Here is a 25,848-nt window from a genome sequence, read left to right on the forward strand (position 1 = left end):
CAGGCAGCGCCCGGAGCCTCTCCCTGCGGGGGCGTTTTTCTGTTATTTCTCGCTGTCCATATGCGCCAGCATCGCTTCCGGATAGCGCCCGCCGGCAGCGGCATTCTTCGGGATCGCCGCTTCGATGGCGGATAGATCGCCTCCCGTAAGCTGGACGTTTTGTGATCCCAGCGCCTCCTCCAGCCGCTCGACCTTGCGGGCACCGACCAGCGGAATGATATCGCTGCCCTGCGCCGCTACCCACGCAATGGCGATCTGGGCGACTGAAACACCCTTGGCGCCGGCAATGGTGCGAAGCGCATCGACCAGCGCCAGGTTCGTGTCGATATTCTCGCCCTGGAAGCGCGGGCTGTAGGCGCGGAAATCGCCCTTGCTCTGTCCCTGGCCCTTTTGCCAATGGCCGCTGATCAGGCCGCGAGACAGAACACCATAGGCGGTGATGCCGATGCCGAGTTCCCGGCAGGTCGGCAGGATCGTATCCTCGATGCCACGCGAGATCAGCGAATATTCGATCTGCAGATCGGCTATCGGATGGACCGCCGCCGCACGGCGGATGGTGTCCGCGCCGACTTCCGACAGGCCGATATGCCGGACATAACCCGCCTTGATCATGTCGGCGATGGCGCCGACCGTGTCCTCGATCGGCACGTTCGGATCGAGCCGGGCAGGGCGGTAGATGTCGATATAGTCGACGCCCAGCCGCTGCAGCGTGTAGGCAATGAAATTCTTCAGCGCCGCCGGACGGTTGTCGATGCCGTTGAAGCCGCCATCGCGGTCGCGCAAGGCGCCCGTCTTGACGCTGATGATGGCCTTGTCGCGGGCAACGCCCTTCAGCGCTTCGCCGATCAGCATTTCGTTATGCCCCATGCCGTAGAAGTCGCCGGTGTCGAACAGGTTGACACCAGCCTCCAGCGCCGCGTGAATGGTGGCGATGCCCTCTGCGCGATCCGATGGCCCATACATGCCGGACATGCCCATGCAGCCGAGGCCGAGGGTCGAGACCGAGGGGCCTGTCTTGCCGAGTTGAATATATTTCATGACACGTTTCCTGTTGCGGTAAATTCCGATGAGCCGGTTTTACCGCGAAACGCTTTGTGCGATAATCATGATCGATATGCACAAGCTGTTTGGAAAATCGTACAATGACCGATCTGCCGCTTGCCGATCTCGATGCCTTCATGGCCGTGGCGCGCGAGCGCAATTTTCGCGCCGCCGCGCGCAAGCGACAGGTGTCCGCCTCCTCGCTCAGCGAAGCCTTGCGGCGGCTGGAGGAACGGCTTGGCGTTCGCCTGCTCAATCGCACCACCCGCAGCGTCACGCTGACGGAGGCGGGCGAACAGTTGATGGAGCGACTGTCGCCGGCCTTGGGTGAGGTCGCCTCGGCGCTCGACCAGATCGGAAGTTTTCGCGATAGTGCTACCGGCACGCTGCGTCTCAACGTTGCCACCGTCGTCGCCAAGGTCGTGCTGCCGGATATCGTCGCGGATTTTCTCAAGGCCTATCCCGGCATCACCTTGGAAGTGATCGGCGACGACAGTTTCATCGATGTGCTCGCCGCCGGCTTCGATGCGGGCGTGCGCTACGACGAGCGGCTGGAAAAGGATATGATCGCCGTGCCGATCGGCCCGCGCCGCCAGCGCTTTGTCACCGCTGCGTCGCCGGCCTATCTGCTCGCCCACGGCGAACCGCGCCATCCGCGCGATATCCTCGACCATGTCTGCATACGACACCGCTTCGCCAGCGGCCGGGTCTCGTCCTGGGAATATGAGCGCGGCAACGAGGTGGTGCGCATCTCGCCGCAAGCCCGCATTACCGCCAACACGCTGGAACTGGAAATCAGCGCCGCCGTTGCCGGTCTCGGCATCATCGCCACCTTCGAGGAGTTTCTGGCACCGGCCATCGAGACGGGCGGATTGGTGCCCATCCTGCAGGACTGGGCGCCGGAATTTCCCGGTCCCTATCTCTATTACGCCAGCCGCCATCACATGCCGCCGCCGCTGCGCGCCTTTATCGACTTCATCAAGAGCCGGCCGAGAACATGACCTCAATGCCCGATCAATGTTCCAGAAGCACTCATCAAGAACATTGAAATGTTCACGTATTGTTTCCATCCAATTTTTTCGATAAACAGCCTTTGCCAGTCCGCGTTCGCGTTCTGTATCCGTTTGAAGCCGATGCTGTTGAGAGGTGCGTTCGATGATCGATCCGAAGTCAGCGCGGCGCGGCCTCGTTCTGGTTTTCATCATTCTGTTCCTCGATATCATGGGCATCGCCATCATCGTGCCGGTGCTGCCGAGCTATCTGAAGGAACTGACGGGCGACACGATCAGTGAGGCGGCGGTCGATGGCGGCTGGCTGCTTCTGGTCTATTCCGGCATGCAGTTCCTGTTCGCGCCGCTGATCGGCAACCTGTCGGATCGCTTCGGCCGCCGGCCGATCCTGCTCGCCTCGGTGCTGACCTTCGCGCTCGACAATCTCATCTGCGCACTGGCGGTCAGCTACTGGATGCTGTTCGTCGGGCGGGTGCTTGCCGGTATCAGCGGCGCCAGTTTCTCGACGGCGGCGGCCTACATCGCCGATGTCAGCGATGACAGCAACCGTGCCAAGAATTTCGGCCTGATCGGCATCGCCTTCGGCACAGGCTTTGCGCTCGGGCCGGTGCTGGGCGGCCTGCTCGGTGAGTTCGGTCCACGTATTCCCTTCTATGGCGCCGCCGCCCTGTCCTTTGCCAACTTCCTCGTCGCCTGGTTCCTATTGCCGGAAACGCTGGAGAGCCACAATCGCCGCCGTTTCGAATGGCGTCGCGCCAATCCGCTGGGCGCGCTGAAACAGATGCGCAACTATCCCGGCATCGGCTGGGTGCTGCTGGTGTTCTTCCTGTTCTGGCAGGCGCACGCGGTCTATCCCGCCGTCTGGTCCTTCGTCTCGTCCTATCGCTACAATTGGAGCGAGGGGCAGATCGGCCTGTCGCTCGGCATTTTCGGCGTCTGCGGCGCGCTGGTCATGGCGGTCGTGCTGCCGCGCATCATCCCGCTCCTCGGCGAATGGAAGACCGGCGCGGTCGGCCTGATCTTCACCGGGCTTGGGCTGTTCGGCTATGCCTTCTCGTTCCAGGGCTGGATGGTCTACGCCGTCATTCTCGTCACCTGCCTCGAAGCGCTGGCCGATCCACCGCTTCGCAGTATTGCGTCCGCCAAGGTGCCGCCATCGGCGCAGGGCGAGCTTCAAGGCGCGCTGTCGAGCATTTCCAGCTTCACCACCATTGTCGGTCCGCTGATATTTTCGCAGATGTTCAGCACCTTCACCGCGCCGGAAGCACCCGTCGTCTTTGCCGGCGCTCCCTATCTGCTGGGCGGCATCTTCGTGATGCTGGCGATCGGCATCTATATTGTCAAGCTGCGGCCGGTCTCGTCGGTCAGCGAAGACCCGGATGGGGCAGCACAGTCGGCCTGACCCGCCGACCACTCCTCGTTGATCATGAAACGATCAAACTTTGTGATGTTTAGATGAAAAAATAAGCATTTTGGCCTTTGTTGCTGGTGCTTTATGGACGGTTCATCTATTTCGGTCTCTTCCGTCGTGCGGCCCATACTGGCTGCGACGAAGCCAAAGGCTCCATTTCATCATGCTGACATCGACCCCAAATCAGGCGGCCGTTCGCACCGATAATTCCTGGCCTGCCCATTATCGCGCAAGCATCTTGCTCGGCGTGCCCTTCGTCGGAGCGCAACTGGCGCAGTTCGCCATCCATGCCACAGACGTGCTAATGGTCGGCCGTCTCGGCACGACCGAACTCGCCGCCATGGTGCTGGCCGCACAGATGTTCTTCACCGTTTTCATCTTCGGTTCCGGCTTCGCCAATGCCGTCGTGCCGATCGTCGCCCAGGCGGAAGGCCGGGGGGACCGGGTCGCCGTTCGCCGCGCCGTGCGCATGGGCATGTGGGCCGTGCTCGGCTACGGCGTTTTCACGATGCCGCTGCTGTGGCATGCGGAGTCCGTTCTGAAGCTGATGCGCCAGCAACCCGAAGTGGCCGAACTTGCCGGCCATTATCTGCGTGTTGCCATGTGGGGCATGTTCCCGGCGCTGCTGTTCATGGTCCTGCGCGGTTTCCTGAGTTCGCTCGAACGGGCCGGCGTCATCCTCTATGTGACGATCATCGTGCTGCTGTCCAATGCGCTGCTCTGCTACATCTTCATCTACGGCCATTTCGGCGCGCCGGCGCTCGGCATCGTCGGTGCCGCCATTTCCGCGCTCGCCGTCAATACGCTGAGCTTCGTGCTGCTCTATGTCTATATTCAAGCCCAGCCGAAAACGCGGGAATATGAGATCTTCGTGCGCTTCTGGCGGCCGGATTGGCCGGTGCTGAAGGATGTAGTGAAACTCGGCCTGCCAATCGCGATCACCATCCTGGCCGAGGTCAGCCTGTTCACGGTGGCCTCGCTGCTGATGGGGATGATCGGCACTGTCGAGCTTGCCGCCCACGGGATCGCGCTGCAGTTCGCCTCCATCGCCTTCATGGTGCCGCTCGGTCTCGCCCAGGTCGCGACCGTTCGCATCGGTCTTGCCCATGGTCGCCGCGATGCGGAAGGCATCAAGCGGGCGGCGATCGCGGTTCTCGTCATCGGCTGCGGTTTTGCCTTGATCGGCAGCGCCGTCTTCGCCCTGTTTTCGCACGAGCTGGCAGCGCTTTATCTCGATACGCGCCGCCCGGATGCGGCACAGGTTCTGGCCTATGCCGGCCCGCTGATCGTCATTGCCGGTGTGTTCCAGCTCGCCGATGGCGTGCAGGCGCTTGCCGCCGGCATGCTGCGCGGCCTGAAGGATACGACGGTACCGATGATCCTGTCGCTGCTCTCCTATTGGGCGATCGGTTTCGTTGCGGCCTACCTTCTCGCCTTCCATGCCGGTCTCGGTGGCGTCGGCGTCTGGTATGGCTTCGTGCTTGGCCTTTCCGCCGCCAGCATCTCGCTCACCTGGCGCTTCTTCCGCTTCCTGTCGCGGGAAAGGAAGCTGCTGGCGCTGCCGGCATAAACAGCGGCGCCCGTGGGGCGTCGCTGCAATCACTCAATTTTGTTCTTGATATGTTCTTTCGTCTTCCATAAGGTTTTGCTCAGCAAACGGAGGATGACATGAGCGCTTATGCAACGGTTGGAGCACTGGACCACGATAAGTCGGTGCGTTTCTACGATGCGGCCCTGACGACGATCGGCTGGGACGCGCATGCGACCTATCCGGGCTGGCGCGGCTATTCGCTCGGTGGCAGCGGGCAGGGCTTCGTCCTTTGGGTCTGCGAACCCTTCAACAGCGAACCCGCAGTCCCCGGTAATGGCACGATGATCGGCTTCATGGCGAAGTCCCACGCCGAGGTCGATGCCTTCTACGATGCGGCCTTGAAGAACGGCGGCAGTGACGAGGCGGCTCCCGGTCCGCGTCCGCAATATGGCCCGGATTGGTATTCGGCCTATCTGCGCGATCCCGCCGGCAACAAGCTGGCCATCGTCTTCAACGGTTGAATCAAAAGCCCCGGCCTATCCATCTGGATAGCCGGGGCTTTTTGGTATTCCTGTCGTGAAATCTCAGCGCTCGGCCAGTGCCGGTTCGCCCTTCTTCTCGCGCACCAGGTTGATGAAGCGGCGGAAGAGGTAGTGGCTGTCCTGCGGGCCGGGCGAGGCTTCCGGGTGATGCTGGACGGAGAAGACCGGCTTGCCGGTGACGCGCAGACCGCAATTGGTACCGTCGAACAGCGAAACGTGAGTCTCTTCAACGCCTTCCGGCAGGGACTTCGAATCCACCGCGAAGCCGTGGTTCATCGAAACGATCTCGACCTTGCCGGTCGTGTGATCCTTCACCGGATGATTGGCGCCGTGGTGGCCCTGGTGCATCTTCTCGGTCTTGGCGCCGAGCGCCAGGCCGAGCATCTGGTGGCCAAGGCAGATGCCGAACAGCGGAATATCGCTCTTGATCAGGTCCTGGATGACCGGGACAGCATATTCGCCGGTCGCGGCCGGGTCGCCCGGGCCGTTCGACAGGAAGATGCCGTCCGGCTTCTGGGCCAGAACCTCTTCGGCCGAAGTCGTTGCCGGCATGACCGTGACCTTGCAGCCGAGACCGGTGAACAGGCGCAGGATGTTGCGCTTGACGCCATAGTCGAGCGCCACGACATGGTGCGTCGTGTCGGCGTCGGCGAGTTCGTCGAAGCCTTCGTTCCAGACCCAGGGCTTTTCGCTCCAGCGCGAGGACTGGCCGGAGGAGGCGACCTTGGCGAGGTCGAGGCCTTCGAGGCCACTCCAGGCCTTGGCTTCGGTCTTCAGCGCGTCGATGTCGAAGACGCCGTTCGGGTCGTGGGCGATCACTGCGTTCGGCGCGCCGTTCTCGCGGATCCAGGCGGTCAGGGCCCGCGTGTCGATGCCGCAGAGCCCGATGACTCCGCGTGCCTTCAGCCAGGCATCGAGATGCTTGGCAGCGCGGTAGCTCGACGGGTCGGTGATATCGGCCTTGAAGATGACGCCGACCGCACCGTGGCGGGCTGCCGGCGTCAGGTCCTCGATGTCTTCGTCATTGGCGCCGATATTGCCGATATGCGGGAAGGTGAAGGTGACGATCTGGCCGAGATAGGAGGGGTCGGTCATGATCTCTTCGTAGCCGGTCAGCGCCGTGTTGAAGACCACTTCGGCCTGCACCTTGCCGGTGGCGCCGATGCCCTTGCCCTCGATGACGGTGCCGTCGGCAAGAACGAGCAGGGCGGTTGGTTTTGCTGTGGTCCAGGGGGCTGTCGCGGTCATTGTCTTCATCCCGTTCAGGCGGCGTGCGACGGACATTCGTGAAAATGCCGTCCGGCCGTTTTGGTTCGCAGGCGGGCAGATGCGGGCGATGGGCGCGCGCTGTCAGGCCTGGTCACGATGTTGGTGCAGGTGACGGTCATTAACCGCAGCTTGGGGCGAGGTCAATCTTGAAGGCGCATGGATCGGCCTTTTGCTGCAGTTTTTGCGCAATTCATTTGCTCCCCGTTGCACGGCTGGTTTATGAAGCGCCATCAAACAGGAGTAAGAACAATGATACGCGATCAACTCGCTGCCGCCCTCAAGGATGCGATGAAATCGAAGGACGCGGCCCGGCTTTCCACCGTTCGGCTCGTCCAGGCCGAGATCAAGACCCGTGACATCGCCAATCGCACCGCCGGCAAGGGTGATGCCAGCGACGACGAAATCCTGCAGATCCTCGCCAAGATGGTCAAGCAGCGCGAGGAATCGGCAAAGATCTACGAGGACAATGCTCGTCCGGAGCTTGCCGCCAAGGAGCGCGCCGAAATCGATGTCGTCAAGGCTTTCATGCCGGCGCAACTGAGCGAAGCCGATATCCGCGCCAATATTGCGGCTGCAATTACTGAAGCCGGTGCCAGCGGTCTGAAGGACATGGGCAAGGTGATGGCGGTGCTGAAGGAGCGTTACGCCGGACAGATGGACTTCGCCAAGGCCTCGTCCGTCCTCAAGGAACTGCTGACAGCTGCCTGAGCGTTGATGCCGGCGCGGCCTCCCGGTGGAAGGCCGCGTCGATGATCGCGAATTTTTCCGCCTGGTAATTCCAGTATTCGCGAATGAAGCCCTGCGACAGCCACAGCATGTTGCGCCGGTCGATCGTCTCGAAGGCGACGCTGCCCATTTCGCCGGCCTTGCTCATCAGCCGCTTCAGATGCGTCTTGGAAATCATGTAGGACTGGCAGACTTCCGCCGATGAGATCGGCCCGATCACCGTGCGCGGCGCGTCGGGATCGAAGTCGGTGATCATCGAGATGAAATAGTCCATCACCACGCCGCCTGAGTTGGCCCAGGTGAACAGGTTGAACGTCTCGCCGGGATTGCGGACGCTGTGATTTTCCAGGATGCCGGTGGCGATGATCGGCTGCAGTTTCGTGAACAGCGCCGGATTTTCCGTCAGGCAGATCGCCCGGTTGCCGCCATCCAGCGTGTCGAGGATAGCAAGGTGGGCATAGAGCCATTTCACCACCGTTTCGATGGCGATTTCGGTCGGCTCCAGCGGCCGCATGCGATTATCAGGCGGGTTGTCGCTGGCGCGCAGGAAACGATAGGCCATCATTTCCTGAACGAAGGCGGCCGCCGTGTTGCGGCTGGCGATTCGGTAATCCATCGCTCTGGCGACGAAGCGCCCTGCATAGAGCGAAGTTGTCGGATCTGCTGGGTCGCGGCCGTAATGCAGGCACAGTCCCAACTGCGCCATCAGCCAGCGTTGCTGTGAGGCGAAGATCGAGGAAAGCCGCGGGTTTTCTGCGAACATGGCGGTCATCTGCCGCGCATAAACCCGCATGGCGTCGAAGAAGGTGGTGTTGGAAGCAAGCTCGTTCGCAGAAAACATCATCGCGGGAATCCGAAAAGGCCATGAACACTTCATTGCCTTTCTATACGTTTGCTATCAACATTTTATTCAAGAAATATGTCATGTCCGCACGTTGCGTGCGCCCTCGATCTGGTTGTCATCCGGCCGGCGGCCTGTGAATTGCGGGTATGATCGATACCCTTGCTGGCGCGGCCGGCGATTGCTGCCTATATGGAGGCCACACCAGAGGTATTCATGCGATTTTCCAACAGCTTCCTTGACGAGATCCGCGACCGCGTCCCCATTTCGGACGTGATCGGCCGGCGCGTCCCCTGGGATCGCAAGAAGACCAATGCCTCGCGCGGCGACTACTGGGCCTGCTGCCCGTTCCACGGCGAGAAGTCGCCGAGTTTCCATTGCGAAGACCGCAAAGGCCGCTATCACTGCTTCGGCTGCGGCGTGTCCGGCGATCATTTCCGCTTTCTCACCGAACTCGACGGCATGGCCTTTCCGGAGGCCGTGCAGCAGATCGCCGATCTCGCTGGTGTCGCCATGCCCCAGCCGGATGTCGAGGCGGAAAAGCGGGACCGCCAGCGCATCGGCCTGCAGGATGTCATGGAACTTGCGACGCAGTTCTTCGAGACGCAGTTGCAGACCGCCAACGGCGCCAAGGCGCGCGCCTATCTGCGCGACCGGGGCCTGACCGGCCGCACCATCGAGACCTTTCGCCTCGGTTATGCGCCCGATAGCCGCAACGCGCTGAAGGAGCATCTGGCCGGAAAGGGCATCGCCAAGGATCAGATCGAGGCCTGCGGCCTCGTCGTCCATGGTCCCGATATTCCGGTTTCCTACGATCGCTTCCGCGACCGCATCATGTTCCCCATCCTGTCATCGCGCGAAAAGGTCATCGCCTTTGGTGGCCGCGCCATGTCGCCGGATGCACCGGCCAAATATCTCAATTCAAACGAGACCGAGCTCTTCCACAAGGGCAATGTGCTCTACAATTTCTCCCGCGCGCGCAGGGCCATGTCGGGTGCCGACGGGGCAGGGACGATCATTGCCGTCGAAGGCTATATGGATGTCATCGCTCTGCATCAGGCGGGCGTCGAAAATGCCGTCGCGCCGCTCGGCACGGCGCTGACCGAAAACCAGATGGCGCTGCTCTGGAAACTGACGCAACAGCCGGTCCTCTGCTTCGATGGTGACGGCGCCGGCATTCGCGCCGCCAACCGGGCCGTCGATCTGGCCCTGCCGCACCTGAAGCCCGGTTACTCTGTCCGTTTCGCCATGCTGCCGGATGGCAAGGACCCCGACGATCTCGTTCGCAACGAAGGCCGCGCTCCCTTCGACAAGGTCATGTCGTCCGCCCGCTCGCTGTCGGAAATGGTCTGGTTGCGCGAGGCGCAGGCCGGCAGTTTCGAGACACCGGAAGCCCGCGCCCAGATGGAGGCGACGCTGAAGCAGGTCGTCTCGGTCATCGCCGACGAGAACGTCCGCCGCCATTACGGCCAGGATATCCGCGACCGGCTCAACCAGTTCTTCCAGGGCGCGTCGCGTCAGCAGAACAACCAGCGCGGTTTCGATCGCACCCCGCGTGGCGGCAATCGCGGCGGGCAGGGTGGCGGTCGTGGCGGACAGGCGGGTGGCCGGATGGCCGAGCGTGGCGGTATTTCCGACCGGCTCGCCCGCTCCTCCATGGTCACCGGCAGCCAGGGCCTGCCGCCGCTGCGCGAAAGCGTGCTGGCGCTGACCATCGTCAACCATCCGCATCTGCTGTTTGCCGAGTATGACGAGATTTCCGCGATCGAATACGACAATCGCGACCTGCAGCGCTTCTGGTCGGCCGTACTCAACGCCGCAGCTGCCAAGGGGCCGCGCCTGTCGCGCGAAAACCTGCTGGAACAGTTGCAGGCCGAGGGTTTCGATCCGCTTCTGAAAGCGCTCGACCAGCAGATCCGCTTCGCCCGCCTCTGGACCGCCACCACCGCCGCGGCCCCCGAGGACGCCCGCGAAGGCTACCTTCAGGCGCTTGCCCTGCACCAGCGCACCAAGGCGCTCCTCTGGCAGCGCCGCGAACTCGAAACCGAACTTGCCCACGCCACCGAAGAGGGCGACGACGACGCCGTCAGCCAGATCCTGCGCAACCTGCAGGAAGTCCAGCTCGAGGTGACGCGGCTGGAAAACCAGGAAGCCATCATCGACGGGTTCGGCGTTCTGTCGGGCCGGGTGAAGGGGCCGGCGGGGAAGTAGTCGTTCTTCGCCATCTGATGGCGTTGTGACCGGGTGGTGCGCGGTCTGGACCAATCGTCATCGAACGTTCTCTCCCCTTGCCTTCATTCCCCTGAATTGCAAAGGTCATGCGATGATCGGCGGCGAACCGCTGGTTGGAGGAGATCGCCTTGACCGAAATGACACTGCTGGCTTTCGCATTCGTCTCTTTCATCGGCATCGCCACGCCCGGGCCGACGGTGCTTCTGGCGCTGACCAACGGCTCCCGTTTCGGTGTGCGGCGTGCGTTTGTCGGCATGGTCGGAGCCGTGCTGTCCGATTTCGTGCTGATTGGCGCCGTGGCACTCGGGCTCGGCGCACTGCTGGCCGCATCCGAATTCTGGTTTTCCGTCGTCAAGTGGATTGGCGCCGGCTACCTTGCCTTCCTAGGCATTATGCTGCTGCGTTCCAAGGGGACGCTCAACGAAACGCTGCAAGGGACTGTTGAGGGCAGCTCGGGTTCGGCGCGTGCGATCTTCCTGAAAAGCTTTCTGGTCGCCGTGACCAATCCCAAGGGCTATCTATTCTTCTCGGCATTCCTGCCGCAGTTCATCGTGCTTTCGCAGCCTCAGATGCCGCAATATGCTTTGCTCGCGCTGGTCTTTGCCACGATCGATTTTTGCATCATGTTCGGGTACGCGTCGCTCGGCTCGCAGGCAGTTCGTGTGCTGAAAAAATCCGGCGCGTTGTGGCTCGACCGCATTTGTGGCGGCGCCCTTCTGGCCCTGGCCGGTTCACTGGCTTTTTACCGGCGGGCGAGTGCCTGATCGTCAGCGTTGCAGACGGTGTTTTCGCCGCTGGGAGATGGTGAGTTAACCGTTTCCCGAATCTCCCCGCATCACGCCATCTGATTGTCCCGCGTCGGACCAATCCACTCCAGATAATAGACATCGATGGACTGCTTCGCTTTCGGCGGTTTCACATAGGCGCCGCCCTTCTGGTAAGGCCCGGTATCGCCTGATAGCCGAATTTGATATTGCGGTAGCACCAGCATTTTTTTGTCGGGCCGGGCGAAACGTTGAAGGATAGGATGGGCCCGCGCTGCCCAAGGCTGTCGAGCGCATGGACCTGGCCGATGATGGTCTGCGATGCGGCAATGATGTCGTCATCGAAGCTCACCGCCACCGGGCTCAACAGGTCATGAAGCGCGCCTGCGGGTGCGTCGTAATTTTCATATGCCGTTGCAAATCGTGCCCTTCGACGCGGTAACCGCATTCTCGCAGTGCAGCATTCGGATGGCGCAAAATGCCTCCTTGCAAACCCTCGCCGCTGCCATAGATCCAAGCGGTATGGTTTGTTCCCGATCTCAATGCCGGGGCAGCCAAACTGAAAAGCGACTATTTTCCGTCTTGTCGAATTGAAATTCCTGGCTCTTTACTGTGAGTTTCGTGCAAGGATTGGAGGGACGTTAGCCCCTGTTAATGCAAAGAGATAATAATATCGTTTCCATTATTGAAGAATGGATTTCGTTTTACTCGATTGACGAATATCTCTTCCTGAGCAATATTCCCGCACTATACACGCTGTGAGTCCAAAGTCTTTAGGTGTGGAAGGATTATTTCCTTCTTCTCAATTCGAGATTGCAATTTTTTGCGAAAAATATGCTGCCTGATCGCCATGGCATTTTGAATTTTACATCCCGCATGATCAGTCAGCCGTGAATTCCATCCCTTGGCGCAATTACAAATTCGCGCGCAATAATTTTTATTGGAGGAGAATTTCATGCCCAATATCCCTGTCACCTGGCTCGACGAATTCAACGTCACCACAACCAGCGGCGTCGGCGATCCCGATATCATCCAGCTTGCAAACGGCAACATTCTCGTCACCTGGACGAGTTCCGATCCAGCCCGCCCTGGCGCATCCGGCGATTCAGACATAATCGGACAGATTTTCGATCCTATGGGTGTCGCCGTAGGGGGGCCAATCCGCGTCAACCAAGGTTTTTTCGCAGACAGCGAGATTGACGCAGATTCGGCTGCGACGACGCAAGGTGGCTTCATCAGTGTCTATGAGGATGTAGAGACGAGTGGCACACCCCTGCGCTTCAGTATCTATGGGGCGGACGGCTTAGTTGACTTCAATGGCACGATCGAAAGCGATAGCAACGCGGGAACACAGCCAAACTACCGCGACCCGCATGTGGCCGTGTCGAGCAGCACGTCGGCACTGGTCGTTTATGCACTCACCGATGGCGCGGGCACGCGTATCGTCGGTCGCATCATTGACCCATCGGCTGGCACAATCGGCGCGCAGATCGGCCTCATCACCTTTACCGCAAATGAGTCTCAGCCCGACGTGGCCGCCCTGACCAATGGCAACTATGTCATCACCTGCACCGACTTCACCGGTGGCGACAACCGCATCGCCTATCGGATCATCGATTCGGCTGGTGCCAACGTGCTTTCTGCCAGCTTTATCTCGGGGACGAGTGGCGACACCTTCAGTGACAGCGAGCCTTCGGTGACCGCGCTCACCGGCGGTGGATTCGTCATCTCCTATACCGATACCGACGTGAATGACACCGATATATCCTTCCGCGTGTTCAATGCTGGCGGGACCGAGATTGGCAGCGGGACAGCAGGCGTCAACTCGGGCAACACCACAAACCTCAGTAACGAGTCCGTTGTCGCAGGTCTCGCGGATGGCAGCTTCGTGATCGTTCTGGATGCCGATGAAGCCGGCGTCGATCGCATGGAAGTCACCCATGTCAGCGCAACCGGAACCGTGCTGGGCAGCACCAGCTTTTCGGGCGCCGGCACCGACCCCGCTGTGGTTGACATGGGCGATGGACGCTTCGCCGTTACCTGGCAGTCTCTCGACACCACCGGCGGCATACGTATGGAAATCCTCGATACACGCGATTTCGCCAACTCGACTGCTGTCTATAACCCCGAGCCCAACTGGCAGGTTGGCACCATCGGCAATGATACGATCGTTTCCGACGGCAATTCCGATATCGTCCACGGCCATTTGGGAAATGACGATATCACCGACAGCAACAGCTCCGGCCTCAATCAATATTTTGGCGATGCCGGCAATGATATCTTGCGTGTCCTGACACAGATCGACTCCGACAGATGGGATGGTGGCGCCGGCAGCGGCGATACGATCAACTGGGTTTCCGCTGCAATTGCCAGTGGTGCAGTCTTCGATCTTGCCGCTGGAACGGCGAAACTGGGTGCGAATACGGAAGTCATGGTCGGCTTCGAAAATATCGTCGGTAGCACCTTCAACGACATTATGCGTGGCACCAGCGGTGTCAATGTCATGAAAGGCGCGAGCGGTAACGACGTCATTCGCGGCGGGGCCGGTGGCGACGACCTTGACGGTGGGTCGGGGGTCAACACACTCGACTACACCACGTCCACAGCGGGTGTGAAAATCGATATCACTGCCAATACCGCTTCTGGAGGCCATGCCCAGGGTGACGATATCCTCAACTTCCAGAACGTTTACGGCAGTGGTTTCAACGATGTCCTCATCGGCAGCAGTGCGGGCAACATCCTGCGCGGGTATGCCGGTGTCGACACGCTCGAAGGCCGTGGCGGTAACGACAACATCTACGGTCATGAGGGCGACGATGTCCTGCGCGGCGAAGCAGGAAACGACAGTCTTTCGGGGGACGACGGCATTGACAAGCTGAATGGCGGTGCCGGCGCGGACGCTCTGCGCGGCGGCGTCGGAGCCGACCAGTTCATATTCTCGAACGTGTCGGACTCGACGGTTGCCGCGAGCGGTCGCGACACGATCTATGACTTCTCGCGTACCCAGGGCGATCGGATCAATCTCAGCCCGATTGATGCAAATACCGACCTCGTGGGAAATCAGGCCTTTAAATTTATTGGCTCGGCTGCCTTCAATGGGGTCGCCGGCGAATTGAGGTATGGCAATAGCGGCGGCGATACCTTCATTTCAGCCGATATCGACGGCGACGCGGTTGGAGATTTGAGAATTGTTCTCGACCGGGATCTCAAGATGATCAGTGCCGACTTCGTGTTGTGACGGATGGGCTGACTGAAGCGCCGCCTGCGAACTGCTGCGGCGCTGCTATCCCCGAAAAGCCCGGCGGAGAGCCGGGCTTTTCTCTGTGATCGTCAGCGGAGTTGTCCTGTTGAGGACCGTCCCACATCACTCGGACCACGATCGAGCGGAAGCGATATGGTGAAGCCTTTCACAAACCCTCGCCCCCACCACTCCACCTGTGCCATAGTTCCTTTCTCCCCACGAAAGCGATTCCATGCCGCAGATCCAAGACCGTATCGATCCCCTGTTTGACAATGAAGGCGTGAAGAATCCGCTTTCGGTTCTGAAGAGGGTCTACGGATATTCGGCCTTTCGCGGCAAGCAGGCGGCGGTCGTCGATCGGGTCGTCTCGGGTGGCGATGCGGTCGTGCTGTTTCCGACGGGGGCGGGCAAGTCGCTCTGCTTCCAGGTGCCGGCGCTTTGCAGGGATGGTGTCGGCATCGTGGTCTCGCCGCTGATCGCGCTGATGCGCGATCAGGTTGAGGCGCTGAAGCAGCTGGGTGTGCGGGCGGCGGCGCTCAATTCGTCGCTGTCGCGTGAAGAATTTCTCGATGTGCGCCGGGCGATCGCCAATGGCGATCTCGACCTTCTCTATGTGACGCCGGAGCGGATCGTCACGCCGGGCTTCAAGGAGATGATCGGCAATGCCCGGATCGCCTTGTTTGCCATCGATGAAGCCCACTGCGTCTCCCAGTGGGGCCATGATTTCCGGCCGGAATATCGCGAGCTCGGCCATCTCGGCGAGCTTTATCCCGGCGTCCCGCGGTTGGCGCTGACGGCGACCGCCGATCCGCATACCCGAGAGGATATCATTGAAAGGCTCGGCCTGCAGCGGGCGGCGGTCTTCACCACCTCGTTCGACCGGCCCAATATCACCTATGAGATCGTCGAGCGCGACCAGCCGCGCCAGCAGCTGCTACGCTTCCTGTCGCGTCATGAAGGCTCGAGCGGTATCGTCTATTGCCTGTCGCGGGCAAAGGTCGAGGACACCGCCGAATGGCTGAATACGCAGGGTATCCGCGCGCTCGCCTATCATGCCGGCATGGACCGCGCGGTGCGTGACGCCAATCAGGATGCCTTCCTGAAGGAGGAAGACCTCTGCCTGGTCGCCACCGTCGCCTTCGGCATGGGCATCGACAAACCGAACGTGCGCTATGTCGCCCATCTCGATCTGCCGGGCTCGGTCGAGGCCTACTATCAGGAGACCGGCCGCGCCGGGCGCGATGGCCTGCCGTCGGATGTCTGGATGGCCTATGGCATGGCCGATGTCATCCAGCGCGGCCGGATGATCGACGAGAGCGGTTCCGCCGACGATATCAAGCGGGTGGAGCGCGCCAAGCTCAATGCGCTGCTTGGCATCTGCGAAACGCCCCGCTGCCGCCGTCAGGCGATTCTAGCGCATTTCGGCGAGGCCCATCCCGGCGGCTGCGACAATTGCGATACCTGCCTGAAACCGGTCGAAACCTGGGACGGCACGGATGCCGCGATCAAGGCGCTCGCGGCGATCTACCGCACCGGCGAGCGTTTCGGAACCGGCCACCTGATCGATGTGCTGCTCGGCAACGAAACCGAAAAGACCACGCGCTTTGGCCATGCTGACATGCCTGTTTTCGGCGCCGGCAAGGATATTCCCTCGAAAACGTGGCAATCGGTCTATCGCCAGCTGCTCGCTGCCGGCTATGTCAGCGTCGATCATCAAGCGTTCGGCGCGCTCAAGCTGACAGAACAGGCGAGGGGCGTTTTCAAACGCGAACACGAGGTCCGCTTCCGCAAGGACCGCCCGACCACGGGCAAGGCCGCGCGCCACAGCAAAGGCGGCTCACCGGCCGCCAAGGCAGAGCTGCAGGGTGGCGATCAGGACCTTTTCCAACAGTTGCGCGCCTTGCGCGCCGGCCTCGCCAAGGAACTCTCCGTGCCGCCCTATGTCATCTTCCCGGATACGACGCTGATCGCGCTCTCGAAGGAACGGCCGCAGAGCCGCGACGCATTGCTCGGCATTTCCGGCATTGGCCAATCCAAGCTGGAACGGTATGGGGATGCGTTCTTGAAGGTTATTCGGGCGGCGGAGTGACTGCGTTCTGGGACATGGGAACGGGAGGCGGCATGAGCGATCACCATCACGACGATCCGGAGCGCTGGAAACATGACGGCGTCCGCGTCATCAAGGGCGACCAGCTTGACGACAACACGCCGCAGACGCCGGGCATGTATCGGCAGGCCGCGATCACCCACGCCCGCGTGGGTGCGCAGAAGATCTGGGCCGGCACCGTCGCCATCGAGGCCAATGCCAAGACCGGCGTCCATCATCACGGTGCGCTCGAAAGCGTCATCTTCGTCCTGCGCGGCAAGGCACGCATGCGTTGGGGCGAGCGGTTGGAATATGTCGCCGAAGCCGGTCCCGGTGATTTCATCTATGTGCCGCCCTATGTTCCGCACCAGGAAATCAACGCCGACCCGGACAATGTACTGGAATGCGTGCTCGTCCGCTCCGACAACGAGGCAGTCGTCGTCAACATCACCGATGTCGACCCCGTCGAAAAGCCGGAAGAGGTCTATTGGGTAGACCCGATTCACAAGCGGCCGGAATAGTTACATCCGTACCGTCATGCCGCCATCCACCGTCAGCACATGGCCGTTGACGAAGGACGCTGCATCGCTCGCCAGAAACAGCGCAGCGCCGGCGATTTCGTCGGGGCGGCCCCAGCGTTGCACGGGAATGCGCTGGCGCACGAAAGGCATCAGGCCTTCGTCGTTGGCGAGGCTCGCATTGGTTTCGGTTGCAAACCAGCCTGGCGCGATCGCGTTGCTGGTAATACCGAAAGGCCCGTATTCGACGGCCATTGATCGCATCAGGCCGGTCAGTCCCTGTTTCGCGACGGGATAGATCCCGTCTCCGGGCATGGCCACCTGACCGTTGATCGAGGTGACCGAAATCAGCCGTCCGTGTCCGTTCTTCTTCATCAGCGCGGCCGAATCGCGCGACAGGGTCGCGGCCGCAAGCAGGTCCGTGCGGATCAGGTCGAGAATGGCGTCATTGTCGAACTCCGCCAGTGGGCGCCGGTCGCGGGCGCCGACATTGTTGACGAGAATGTCGAGCCGCCCGTGCTTTGCCTCGATATCCGACAACGCGGCGCGCTGGGCATCCCGGTCGGCAATATCGAAGGCGGCGGATTCCGCGCTGCCGCCGGTTGCGCCGATGGCAGCAACGGCATCAGAAAGCGTCGAGGCGGTGCGGCCGGTGATGACGACATGCGCACCTGCATCGGCCAATGCCCGGGCGATCTCCAGCCCAAGGCCGCGCCCACCACCGGTCACCAGCGCGATCCGGCCCTTCAGGGAAAATCTATCGAAAATGCTCATGCTCAAACCCGCCGACTGATCCTGGACCCATCGACACCAAAATGATTGACTCAGTCACCTAATTTTTTAAGAGAGAAACGATCAGCGCCGCTGCTCGTCACTGTGCCGACGGAACCGGGCAGCTCAGGTCGCCTTCCTCGCAGGAGAGATAGGTCTGCAGGTCCTTCACCCTTTCCTGCGTCATGCCATCGAGGCACATGGCGTAGATCATCGGATAGGCCGTGCCTTCCGCGACGCCGGACGATGAAAACGTGCATTCGGCGTCGCGAAATGCGACCCAAGAGCGTTGCGCCGTGACGAGCAGCTTCGTCGTGTCCGCATCGTCTTTCAGCCGCGCCTCGATCTGTTTGTAGAGGTCGTTGAGCTGCTTGTCGGATTTCTTGAACGAGTCGCCGGCGCAGATGTTCATCGTCGCCTGGTCGGAAGCATTGGCGCAATCATCGGCAGCCTGCGCGACTCCGGTTGTGAACAAGGCCAGCGCGGCACATAGAATCACGCGGTTCATGAAATCCTCCCTGATGACAGCAGACATTGAACATTCGTTGATGGGCAGTCTAGGCAATCTCTGGATGTAACGGCAACAAGAAGTTGCTTTGATGACAGGACGTCCGGTGCCTGCGTGTTTTTGAAACATCGCCCGTCGCCTTTAGGCAAGAGCGCTTCCGCATCATATCGCGCCAACGCCGCCTCCTGCCGCTCTCTTTCGCTGTCATCGGGACAGGAATATGTTAGGTCTGCCTGACAACCTGATCCCGAGCCTCGAAAGCGGATATCATGACGACAGCCTTCATCCATCACCTGTCATCCGAACTCGAAGGCCTGAAGGCGGCGGGGCTCTACAAGTCCGAGCGCGTCATCACCTCCAAGCAGGCCGGCGAGATCGAGGTCGCCTCCGGCGCGCGCGTCCTGAACTTCTGCGCCAACAATTATCTGGGTCTCGCCGACAATCAGGAACTCGCAGAAGCCGGCAAGCAGGCGCTGGATCGATACGGCTATGGCATGGCCTCCGTCCGCTTCATCTGCGGCACACAGGAGGAACACAAGCAGCTTGAGGCCCGCATCTCCTCCTTCCTCGGCATGGAAGATACGATCCTCTATTCCTCCTGCTTCGATGCCAATGGCGGACTGTTCGAGACGCTTCTGACCGACGAGGATGCGATCATTTCCGATGCGCTGAACCACGCCTCGATCATCGATGGCGTGCGTCTCTCCAAGGCCAAGCGCTTCCGCTATGCCAACAACGACATGGCGGCGCTGGAAGAAGAACTGAAGAAGGCCGAGGGCTCGCGCTTCAAGCTGATCGCCACCGATGGCGTCTTCTCGATGGATGGCATCATCGCCAATCTGCAGGGCGTGTGCGATCTCGCCGAAAGGTACGGCGCCATGGTCATGGTCGATGACAGCCACGCCGTCGGCTTCGTCGGAAAACATGGCCGCGGCTCGGCCGAATATTGCGGGGTCGAGGGCAGGGTGGACATCATCACCGGCACGCTCGGCAAGGCGCTCGGCGGTGCATCCGGCGGTTATACCTCGGCGAAACGGGAAGTGGTCGACTGGCTGCGGCAGCGCTCGCGCCCCTATCTGTTTTCCAACACGCTCGCCCCGGTTATCGCCGCTGCCTCGCTGAAGGTGTTCGATCTGATCGACAATGGCGACGCCCTGCGCGCCCGGCTCGAAGCCAATGCCGCACTGTTCCGCAGCGAAATGGGCAAGCTCGGCTTCACGCTGGCCGGCGAGGGCCACCCGATCATCCCCGTCATGCTCGGCGATGCCGCGCTGGCGCAGGAGATGGCCGCAAAGATGCTGGAAAAGGGCGTCTACGTCGTCGGCTTCTCCTTCCCCGTCGTCCCCAAGGGCCAGGCCCGCATCCGCACCCAGATGTCGGCCGCCCACAGCGAGGCGGATGTGCGCCGGGCGATTTCGGTGTTCGAGGAGGTCGGGCGGGAGCTGGGTGTGATTTGAGGGGGCAATAAAACCCCTCACCAAGCGCGTCCAGTGATCGGCTTGCGCCTCTCACGGACTTGCTATCCTCTCCCGCAAGGGGAGAGGTAGGGTGCCACAATCACCGTTTCTCATATGAGGCAAGACGGTGCCGCGGGTTTAACTCTCCCCTTGCGGGAGAGGATACGAAGGCCGGGTGAGCGTCAGCGAACCCTTGGCCGAAGTTGGTGAGGGGGTCTGCTCCACAGGCTCGAGTGAGGACACACGAAATGACCAACATGATGAAAGCCCTCGTCAAGGCCAAGCCCGAAGTCGGCCTCTGGATGGAGCATGTGCCGGTTCCGGAGCCCGGTCCCAACGACGTGCTTATCAAGGTGAAGAAATCCGCTATCTGCGGCACCGACGTGCATATCTGGAACTGGGACCAATGGGCGCAGAAGACCATTCCGGTGCCGATGGTGGTCGGTCATGAATTCGTCGGCGAGATCGCCGAGATCGGTTCGGCCGTCACCAAGTACCATGTCGGCGAGCGCGTGTCGGGCGAGGGGCACATCGTCTGCGGCAAGTGCCGCAATTGCCGGGCGGGCAGGGGACATCTCTGCCGCAACACGCTCGGCGTCGGCGTTCACCGCCCGGGCTCGTTCGGCGAATATGTCTGCATCCCCGAATACAATGTCGTCGCCATTCCCGACGAGGTGCCGGATGAGGTCGCGGCCATCTTCGACCCGTTCGGCAATGCCGTGCATACCGCCCTGTCCTTCGACGTCGTCGGCGAGGACGTGCTGGTCACCGGTGCCGGCCCGATCGGCATCATGGGGGCGATGGTCGCCAAGCGCTCCGGCGCCCGCAAGGTCGTCATCACCGATATCAACCCCGTCCGCCTCGCGCTCGCCGAGAAGGTCGGCATCGATTATGTCGTCGATGCCTCGAAGGAAAACCTGTCGGAGGTGATGAAGCGCATCGGCATGACCGAGGGCTTCGATGTCGGGCTGGAAATGTCGGGTGCGGCGCCGGCCTTCCGTGACATGATCGACAAGATGAACAATGGCGGCAAGATCGCCATTCTCGGCATCGCGCCGACGGGCTTCGAGATCGACTGGAACAAGGTCATCTTCAAGATGCTCAATCTGAAGGGCATCTATGGCCGCGAAATGTTCGAGACCTGGTACAAGATGATCGCCTTTGTCCAGGGCGGGCTCGATCTGTCCCCGATCATCACCCACCGCATCGGCATCGACGATTTTCGCGAGGGGTTCGAGGCCATGCGCTCCGGCAATTCCGGCAAGGTGGTGATGGACTGGTAGCCGCTTGAAATCCCTCGCGACTGTGTGATCTGTTACGGATGAAACGCGTGGGGAAGGTGCATGGCCTATATCGGAAGCTGTCATTGCGGCGGCATCGTCTTCGAGGTCGATAGCGAGATCACCGAGGTGATCGACTGCAATTGCTCGATGTGCCGGCGGCGCGGCGGGTTGATCGCCTTTGTGCCGAGCGAGATGGTGACGTTGCGTACACCGGAATCGGCTGTCTCCACCTACCAGTTCCACAAGTATGTCATCCAGCATCATTTCTGCGCCGTCTGCGGCATCGCGCCCTATGGAGAGGGAGACGGAATGGATGGCCCGATCGCGGCCATCAATGTACGCTGCCTTCCCGATGTCGATCTGGATTCGCTTGTCGTTATCAAGGTGGACGGCAAACAGTTCTGAGGGAAATACTTTCCAAATCGGCGTCTTTTGGCTGAAATTGGTTGTTCACGGAAGATCTCGAAGCCCGCGAGCCCTTGTCTTTTGTCCAGTCATTCCTACATTTCCGCCATGGGAACTGAATCTTTGAAACCGACAGGGTGATTCAGTCTTTTTTGCCGTTTTGAACGGTTTTTCGCCGGAAATGCTTGACGGGACCGAAAATTGTGGGAATCACCATTTCTGGCACAAAGGGTGAAATGGGTACGGCGGATACGACCATCATGAGAATGATGTCCGAATGGCGCTGCTGTCGCAGCCGGCCAATGGAACCGCGGTGACTATCGTGGTTAATCAGGAATTAAATATCATCCCTTTACGTCAGGGGTAATGATTCGCGGTGGGAGCGTCTGACGCTCTCGGGCCTGGATAAGGTCTGCACCGCTCATACGTTGAATGCTGTCCAGGAAAGCGACGATTTAAATGGCAACAAAAGTCAAAGAGAACGAAGAAGCAGAAGGCGAACGCGAAGGCGCACCCGATGGACCGCTTCTCGACCTCTCGGATGACGCTGTCAAGAAGATGATCAAGGCCGCCAAGAAGCGTGGCTATGTGACCATGGACGAGCTGAACTCCGTCCTGCCTTCCGAGGAAGTGACGTCCGAGCAGATCGAAGATACGATGGCAATGCTGTCCGACATGGGCATCAATGTCGTCGAGGACGAGGAAACGGACGAGGGGGCTGCGGCTTCCGAGGACGAAGACGGCGATTCCGACGGGGACAGCGAAGGCGGCGAACTTGCGCCGTCAAGCGGCACGGCGCTGGCAACCGCCAAGAAGAAAGAACCGACCGATCGTACCGACGATCCGGTGCGCATGTACCTGCGCGAAATGGGCTCGGTCGAGCTTCTGTCGCGCGAGGGCGAAATCGCCATTGCCAAGCGCATCGAAGCCGGCCGCGAAACGATGATCGCCGGTCTCTGTGAGAGCCCGTTGACGTTCCAGGCCATCATCATCTGGCGTGACGAACTCAACGAAGGCAACACGCTGTTGCGCGAGATCATCGATCTCGAAACCACCTATTCCGGTCCCGAGGCCAAGGCTGCGCCGCAGTTCCAGAGCCCGGAAAAGATCGAGGCCGACCGTAAGGCGGCGGAAGAAAAGGAAAAGAACCGCCGGCCGCGTGGCGGTGGCGACGACGACATCACCAATGTCGGCGGCGAAGGCCTGCCTCCGGAAGAGGAGGAAGAGGACGACGACGAGTCGAACCTGTCCCTTGCGGCCATGGAAGCCGAACTGCGCCCGCAGGTCATGGAAACGCTCGACATCATCGCCGAGACCTACAAGAAGCTGCGCAAGCTGCAGGATCAGCAGGTGGAAGCCCGCCTGCAGGCAACCGGCACGTTGTCTCCCGCCCAGGAGCGCCGCTACAAGGAACTGAAGGACGAGCTGATCACGGCCGTGAAGTCGCTGTCGCTCAACCAGAACCGCGTCGATAGCCTTGTCGAGCAGCTCTACGACATCTCCAAGCGCCTGATGCAGAACGAAGGCCGTCTGCTGCGCCTGGCCGAGTCCTATGGCGTCAAGCGCGACTCGTTCCTGGAGCAGTATTCCGGCGCGGAGCTCGATCCGAACTGGATGAAGTCTATCTCCAACCTGGCCGCCAAGGGCTGGAAGGAATTCGCCAAGAACGAAGGCACGATGATCCGCAACATTCGCGGCGAGATCCAGAATCTTGCCACCGAAACCGGTATCTCGATCTTCGAATTCCGCCGTATCGTATCCATGGTGCAGAAGGGCGAGCGCGAAGCCCGCATCGCCAAGAAGGAAATGGTCGAAGCGAACCTTCGCCTCGTCATCTCGATTGCCAAGAAGTACACCAATCGCGGCCTGCAGTTCCTCGATCTCATCCAGGAAGGCAATATCGGCCTGATGAAGGCGGTCGACAAGTTCGAGTACCGTCGTGGCTACAAGTTCTCGACCTATGCCACATGGTGGATCCGGCAGGCGATCACCCGTTCGATCGCCGACCAGGCCCGCACGATCCGTATTCCGGTGCATATGATCGAAACGATCAACAAGATCGTTCGTACATCGCGCCAGATGCTGCACGAGATCGGCCGCGAGCCGACGCCGGAAGAACTGGCCGAAAAGCTCGCCATGCCGCTCGAGAAGGTCCGCAAGGTCCTGAAGATTGCCAAGGAACCGATCTCGCTCGAAACCCCGGTGGGTGACGAAGAGGATTCGCATCTCGGTGATTTCATCGAGGACAAGAACGCGCTGCTGCCGATCGACGCCGCCATCCAGGCGAACCTGCGCGAAACGACGACTCGCGTTCTCGCATCGCTCACGCCGCGTGAAGAACGTGTGCTCCGCATGCGCTTCGGCATCGGCATGAACACCGACCACACGCTCGAAGAAGTCGGCCAACAGTTCTCGGTCACCCGCGAACGTATCCGCCAGATCGAAGCCAAGGCGCTGCGCAAGCTGAAGCACCCGAGCCGCAGCCGCAAGCTGCGCTCGTTCCTCGACAGCTGACGTGCTGCTTGAAGGGATGAAATATCGGAACCCGGTCAGCGGACGCTGGCCGGGTTTTTCGTTTAAAGCGTGACTTTTATATAAACCTTGTTGGCATCTTTCAAAGCGTCTCCGATTACCTTGGCCCTGTCTTGATAACTGCCAGTCCTTGAACTCGGATGGCAGACTTCAGTAGCCTTCACGCCATGGCGCCGGCAGGCGGCCATGGCGGCTGTGCCCAATGCAATTACTTTTCGGTTCTCGATTTCATGGCGCGTAACATGCTCGAATGAATAATCAACATACCGTTGCGGTATCCCCTCTGAGCGTGTTGTCGGCAGGAGATGAAATGCCTGCGTCACGTAGATATCCGGACGAGATAAGCCAGCATACTCTAACGCAAGGTCCATCACCTGATTGAAGGGGATGCCGGGAAGATAGCCAAGCTTAGCCAGAATTTGCCGATGTTGTAAAACAGACGGTGCATCCAACCAGTTATAGGCAACTAAAACAGGTCCCGTTTTCGAGTTTGATATGGTTTGATAGGGACTGATCCAATTGTCTCCATCGAAGCCAACATCGGCCAACGTTTTATAACCAGGCAATGATAGCTGCCGGCGACGTTGCAAAAGCTCTGCGAATTTCATTTGCTCCTCCCTTTGTTTCAAGAAAGGTGGCGTGGCAGTTTTTACGCGTCAATATCCTTTAATGCGTAGAAATTGCTTTCCGTTGCCCTGTTGGAAGGACCTGGATCGGCATGAACACCGACCACACGCTCGAAGAAGTCGGCCAGCAGTTCTCGGTCACCCGCGAACGTATCCGCCAGATCGAAGCCAAGGCGCTGCGCAAGCTGAAGCACCCGAGCCGCTCGCGCAAGCTGCGGAGCTTCCTCGACAGCTAATTGGCTGCTTGAGATATCGGAGACCGGTCAGTGAAAGCTGGCCGGTGTAGCCTACCGACAAACTCGGAGGCCGGTTGTTTGACGAGAGCCAACCCTCACACTCCGTCATCCTCGCCCTCGTGGCGGGAATCCAGCGACCCGACGTCCGTCGGGTCAAAAGACTCTTTCAGCCCAATGACTTGGGCTGAATGGATTCCCGTGACAAGCACGGGAAAGAGGGAGGGGATGGTAGCCCGGAACCTCCCAAGCAACCTTCGAATCCTCCAGAACAAGACGTTTCAGTAGTCCGGCGCGTTCGTTTAAAGCTGGCCGGGTTTTCCTCGATCGCCTTTCGGCTGCGATCTTTTCGGGCAGCGCATCTTGGGCAAGGCCTTATTGCACCCCATGTCATCCCTGTTGCCTTCGAACAAGGATGCCTGATGCCCAATAAGCCCATCAAAATCCCCGGTCCCGATCATCCGATTACCGTCACCGCAAGTGATGCACGCATCGTCATCCTGCTCAACGGCCGGACCATTGCCGATAGCCGTAATGTCCTGACTCTGCGTGAGGCTTCCTGTCCGCCTGTGCACTATATCCCGCGTTCGGATGTCGATATGGCGGCGCTGAAGCGCAGCGACCACATGACCTATTGTGCCCCTACAAGGGAGAAGCCTCTTATTTCAGCGTGCCAGCAGGAGGTCCGCGCCTTGCCGATGCGATCTGGTCCTGAAGTGCACCCCGTTTCACCGGACATGTCGGCTAGTTTGATTTAGCCCTGATGAACTGCCGAGGGGAAGCCATCTTGAGCGCGGAATGAGGATGGATTTCGTTGTAGG

Annotated in this window: 21 protein-coding genes and 2 pseudogenes; 16 read left to right on the forward strand and 7 right to left on the reverse strand. The window is 60.4% G+C overall.

All coding sequences use genetic code 11. From position 1 onward, the window contains the following. Positions 1–42 precede the first annotated feature (42 nt). Positions 43–1,038, reverse strand: a complete 996-nt coding sequence (locus ASG68_RS28965; protein ID WP_062602487.1) for an aldo/keto reductase — start codon at positions 1,036–1,038, stop codon at positions 43–45. A 104-nt stretch (positions 1,039–1,142) separates the two neighbouring features. Here ASG68_RS28965 and ASG68_RS28970 point away from each other — a divergent pair, with 104 nt between their 5' ends. The 4 genes from ASG68_RS28970 to ASG68_RS28985 all read left to right on the forward strand — a co-directional run bounded on the left by ASG68_RS28970 (position 1,143) and on the right by ASG68_RS28985 (position 5,514). Then, positions 1,143–2,042 (forward strand): LysR family transcriptional regulator, encoded by a 900-nt coding sequence (locus ASG68_RS28970; protein WP_062581302.1) that lies wholly within the window; start codon positions 1,143–1,145, stop codon positions 2,040–2,042. Positions 2,043–2,196: 154 nt separating this feature from the next. Continuing rightward, positions 2,197–3,453 carry a TCR/Tet family MFS transporter gene (locus ASG68_RS28975; protein WP_062581303.1) on the forward strand — a complete coding sequence of 419 codons (1,257 nt, stop codon included), beginning with the start codon at positions 2,197–2,199 and terminating at the stop codon, positions 3,451–3,453. Positions 3,454–3,625: 172 nt separating this feature from the next. Then, complete coding sequence (locus ASG68_RS28980) at positions 3,626–5,032, forward strand: MATE family efflux transporter (protein WP_062581305.1); 1,407 nt, start codon at positions 3,626–3,628, stop codon at positions 5,030–5,032. Between the two features lie 98 nt (positions 5,033–5,130). After that, positions 5,131–5,514, forward strand: a complete 384-nt coding sequence (locus tag ASG68_RS28985) for a VOC family protein (RefSeq protein WP_062610324.1) — start codon at positions 5,131–5,133, stop codon at positions 5,512–5,514. A gap of 63 nt (positions 5,515–5,577) precedes the next feature. Here ASG68_RS28985 and carA read toward each other — a convergent pair whose 3' ends face one another. After that, positions 5,578–6,783, reverse strand: coding sequence for a glutamine-hydrolyzing carbamoyl-phosphate synthase small subunit (gene carA, locus ASG68_RS28990; protein ID WP_062581338.1), 1,206 nt, complete (start codon positions 6,781–6,783; stop codon positions 5,578–5,580). Positions 6,784–7,053: 270 nt separating this feature from the next. On the opposite strand from carA, the gene ASG68_RS28995 reads away from it, so the two are divergent. Beyond that, positions 7,054–7,512 (forward strand): GatB/YqeY domain-containing protein, encoded by a 459-nt coding sequence (locus tag ASG68_RS28995; RefSeq protein ID WP_062581309.1) that lies wholly within the window; start codon positions 7,054–7,056, stop codon positions 7,510–7,512. Here ASG68_RS28995 and ASG68_RS29000 read toward each other — a convergent pair. Beyond that, positions 7,487–8,374: a hypothetical protein gene (locus tag ASG68_RS29000; RefSeq protein ID WP_062581310.1), complete on the reverse strand. Its 888-nt coding sequence runs from the start codon at positions 8,372–8,374 to the stop codon at positions 7,487–7,489. The genes ASG68_RS28995 and ASG68_RS29000 overlap by 26 nt on opposite strands. A gap of 213 nt (positions 8,375–8,587) precedes the next feature. Here ASG68_RS29000 and dnaG point away from each other — a divergent pair, with 213 nt between their 5' ends. Further along, complete coding sequence (dnaG, locus tag ASG68_RS29005) at positions 8,588–10,582, forward strand: DNA primase (protein WP_062581340.1); 1,995 nt, start codon at positions 8,588–8,590, stop codon at positions 10,580–10,582. 149 nt (positions 10,583–10,731) lie between these two features. After that, on the forward strand, positions 10,732–11,367 hold the full coding sequence (locus tag ASG68_RS29010; protein ID WP_062581342.1) for a LysE family translocator: 636 nt from the start codon (positions 10,732–10,734) through the stop codon (positions 11,365–11,367). Positions 11,368–11,518: 151 nt separating this feature from the next. Here the strand turns inward: ASG68_RS29010 and ASG68_RS29015 are convergent, their stop codons facing one another. Beyond that, the gene (locus ASG68_RS29015; RefSeq protein ID WP_156373717.1) at positions 11,519–11,719 is read right to left on the reverse strand and encodes a hypothetical protein; all 201 of its coding nucleotides are present in this window, start codon (positions 11,717–11,719) and stop codon (positions 11,519–11,521) included. A gap of 603 nt (positions 11,720–12,322) precedes the next feature. Here ASG68_RS29015 and ASG68_RS29020 point away from each other — a divergent pair. From ASG68_RS29020 to ASG68_RS29030, 3 genes are all read left to right on the forward strand, one after another. Beyond that, positions 12,323–14,605, forward strand: coding sequence for a calcium-binding protein (locus ASG68_RS29020; RefSeq protein WP_062581313.1), 2,283 nt, complete (start codon positions 12,323–12,325; stop codon positions 14,603–14,605). Between the two features lie 235 nt (positions 14,606–14,840). Next, on the forward strand, positions 14,841–16,697 hold the full coding sequence (gene recQ, locus ASG68_RS29025; protein ID WP_062581315.1) for a DNA helicase RecQ: 1,857 nt from the start codon (positions 14,841–14,843) through the stop codon (positions 16,695–16,697). Between the two features lie 32 nt (positions 16,698–16,729). Further along, complete coding sequence (locus tag ASG68_RS29030; protein ID WP_062581317.1) at positions 16,730–17,215, forward strand: cupin domain-containing protein; 486 nt, start codon at positions 16,730–16,732, stop codon at positions 17,213–17,215. Here the strand turns inward: ASG68_RS29030 and ASG68_RS29035 are convergent, their stop codons facing one another. Both ASG68_RS29035 and ASG68_RS29040 read right to left on the reverse strand, forming a co-directional pair. Then, positions 17,216–17,986, reverse strand: a complete 771-nt coding sequence (locus tag ASG68_RS29035; protein ID WP_062581319.1) for an SDR family oxidoreductase — start codon at positions 17,984–17,986, stop codon at positions 17,216–17,218. Between the two features lie 97 nt (positions 17,987–18,083). Next, entirely contained in the window at positions 18,084–18,491 is a 408-nt protein-coding gene (locus ASG68_RS29040) for a lysozyme inhibitor LprI family protein (protein ID WP_062581321.1), read from the reverse strand. Positions 18,492–18,760: 269 nt separating this feature from the next. On the opposite strand from ASG68_RS29040, the gene ASG68_RS29045 reads away from it, so the two are divergent. The 4 genes from ASG68_RS29045 to rpoD all read left to right on the forward strand — a co-directional run bounded on the left by ASG68_RS29045 (position 18,761) and on the right by rpoD (position 24,150). Beyond that, complete coding sequence (locus tag ASG68_RS29045; RefSeq protein WP_062581323.1) at positions 18,761–19,948, forward strand: glycine C-acetyltransferase; 1,188 nt, start codon at positions 18,761–18,763, stop codon at positions 19,946–19,948. A gap of 248 nt (positions 19,949–20,196) precedes the next feature. Further along, the gene (gene tdh / locus ASG68_RS29050) at positions 20,197–21,231 is read left to right on the forward strand and encodes an L-threonine 3-dehydrogenase (protein WP_062581325.1); all 1,035 of its coding nucleotides are present in this window, start codon (positions 20,197–20,199) and stop codon (positions 21,229–21,231) included. Between the two features lie 60 nt (positions 21,232–21,291). Continuing rightward, complete coding sequence (locus ASG68_RS29055; protein WP_062581327.1) at positions 21,292–21,636, forward strand: GFA family protein; 345 nt, start codon at positions 21,292–21,294, stop codon at positions 21,634–21,636. 459 nt (positions 21,637–22,095) lie between these two features. Next, positions 22,096–24,150: an RNA polymerase sigma factor RpoD gene (rpoD, locus tag ASG68_RS29060; protein WP_062581329.1), complete on the forward strand. Its 2,055-nt coding sequence runs from the start codon at positions 22,096–22,098 to the stop codon at positions 24,148–24,150. A gap of 62 nt (positions 24,151–24,212) precedes the next feature. Here rpoD and ASG68_RS29065 read toward each other — a convergent pair whose 3' ends face one another. Continuing rightward, positions 24,213–24,776 (reverse strand): hypothetical protein, encoded by a 564-nt coding sequence (locus ASG68_RS29065; protein ID WP_062581331.1) that lies wholly within the window; start codon positions 24,774–24,776, stop codon positions 24,213–24,215. A gap of 95 nt (positions 24,777–24,871) precedes the next feature. Between ASG68_RS29065 and ASG68_RS30990 the strand changes: the two are divergent. After that, positions 24,872–25,030 (forward strand): annotated as a pseudogene (locus ASG68_RS30990) (sigma factor-like helix-turn-helix DNA-binding protein); the annotation flags it as partial. Positions 25,031–25,449: 419 nt separating this feature from the next. Then, positions 25,450–25,739, forward strand: a pseudogene (locus ASG68_RS30995) (DUF427 domain-containing protein); the annotation flags it as partial. Positions 25,740–25,848: the final 109 nt, after the last annotated feature.

The sequence above is a fragment of the Rhizobium sp. Leaf453 genome (assembly GCF_001425605.1).
Lineage (GTDB): Bacteria > Pseudomonadota > Alphaproteobacteria > Rhizobiales > Rhizobiaceae > Pararhizobium.

Excerpts from the sequence above, each read along its gene's own strand:
- ASG68_RS28965 (WP_062602487.1), bottom strand. The coding sequence starts at position 1,038 with ATGAAATATATTCAACTCGGCAAGACAGGCCCCTCGGTCTCGACCCTC.
- ASG68_RS28970 (WP_062581302.1), top strand. The coding sequence starts at position 1,143 with ATGACCGATCTGCCGCTTGCCGATCTCGATGCCTTCATGGCCGTGGCG.
- ASG68_RS28975 (WP_062581303.1), top strand. The coding sequence starts at position 2,197 with ATGATCGATCCGAAGTCAGCGCGGCGCGGCCTCGTTCTGGTTTTCATC.
- ASG68_RS28980 (WP_062581305.1), top strand. The coding sequence starts at position 3,626 with ATGCTGACATCGACCCCAAATCAGGCGGCCGTTCGCACCGATAATTCC.
- ASG68_RS28985 (WP_062610324.1), top strand. The coding sequence starts at position 5,131 with ATGAGCGCTTATGCAACGGTTGGAGCACTGGACCACGATAAGTCGGTG.
- carA (WP_062581338.1), bottom strand. The coding sequence starts at position 6,783 with ATGACCGCGACAGCCCCCTGGACCACAGCAAAACCAACCGCCCTGCTC.
- ASG68_RS28995 (WP_062581309.1), top strand. The coding sequence starts at position 7,054 with ATGATACGCGATCAACTCGCTGCCGCCCTCAAGGATGCGATGAAATCG.
- ASG68_RS29000 (WP_062581310.1), bottom strand. The coding sequence starts at position 8,374 with ATGATGTTTTCTGCGAACGAGCTTGCTTCCAACACCACCTTCTTCGAC.
- dnaG (WP_062581340.1), top strand. The coding sequence starts at position 8,588 with ATGCGATTTTCCAACAGCTTCCTTGACGAGATCCGCGACCGCGTCCCC.
- ASG68_RS29020 (WP_062581313.1), top strand. The coding sequence starts at position 12,323 with ATGCCCAATATCCCTGTCACCTGGCTCGACGAATTCAACGTCACCACA.
- recQ (WP_062581315.1), top strand. The coding sequence starts at position 14,841 with ATGCCGCAGATCCAAGACCGTATCGATCCCCTGTTTGACAATGAAGGC.
- ASG68_RS29030 (WP_062581317.1), top strand. The coding sequence starts at position 16,730 with ATGAGCGATCACCATCACGACGATCCGGAGCGCTGGAAACATGACGGC.
- ASG68_RS29035 (WP_062581319.1), bottom strand. The coding sequence starts at position 17,986 with ATGAGCATTTTCGATAGATTTTCCCTGAAGGGCCGGATCGCGCTGGTG.
- ASG68_RS29040 (WP_062581321.1), bottom strand. The coding sequence starts at position 18,491 with ATGAACCGCGTGATTCTATGTGCCGCGCTGGCCTTGTTCACAACCGGA.
- ASG68_RS29045 (WP_062581323.1), top strand. The coding sequence starts at position 18,761 with ATGACGACAGCCTTCATCCATCACCTGTCATCCGAACTCGAAGGCCTG.
- tdh (WP_062581325.1), top strand. The coding sequence starts at position 20,197 with ATGACCAACATGATGAAAGCCCTCGTCAAGGCCAAGCCCGAAGTCGGC.
- ASG68_RS29055 (WP_062581327.1), top strand. The coding sequence starts at position 21,292 with ATGGCCTATATCGGAAGCTGTCATTGCGGCGGCATCGTCTTCGAGGTC.
- rpoD (WP_062581329.1), top strand. The coding sequence starts at position 22,096 with ATGGCAACAAAAGTCAAAGAGAACGAAGAAGCAGAAGGCGAACGCGAA.
- ASG68_RS29065 (WP_062581331.1), bottom strand. The coding sequence starts at position 24,776 with ATGAAATTCGCAGAGCTTTTGCAACGTCGCCGGCAGCTATCATTGCCT.